The organism is Mesorhizobium sp. M7A.F.Ca.MR.362.00.0.0 (assembly GCF_004023175.1).
Taxonomy (GTDB): domain Bacteria; phylum Pseudomonadota; class Alphaproteobacteria; order Rhizobiales; family Rhizobiaceae; genus Mesorhizobium.
Genome location: NZ_RZTF01000997.1, coordinates 1 through 294, shown reverse-complemented (window position 1 = coordinate 294; position 294 = coordinate 1). Strand labels below are relative to the sequence as shown.

At 34.0% G+C, this 294-nt stretch carries 1 protein-coding gene; it reads left to right on the top strand.

All coding sequences use genetic code 11. The features are described 5' to 3' along the window. Positions 1-294, top strand: a 294-nt coding sequence (locus EOC06_RS40625; RefSeq protein ID WP_206631425.1) for a hypothetical protein, incomplete at both ends; no start/stop codon positions are given.

Below are 294 nucleotides of genomic sequence, written 5' to 3'. Positions count from 1 at the left end.
GTCATATTGAGTCTGAAGTAAGTAGATGGGCATTGAAATATAGAATGGTACGAGAAAAAGATGCAACAGTAATTACAAAAAGAATTGAAACTAAGAAATTCGATGATGTTTCGACAGTATTAATTGACGTTGGCGGCGGTTCTACAGATGCAGTTTTATTACCAGAAGGACTTAACGCAGCAGTTAAACGTGACAGTTTCCAAGTAATCAATATTGATCCTTTCTTGGGTAGATTAAACAAGTTGCTTGTAGATAAACTAATTCAACACTTTGCAGATGTAAGATTATTAGAAA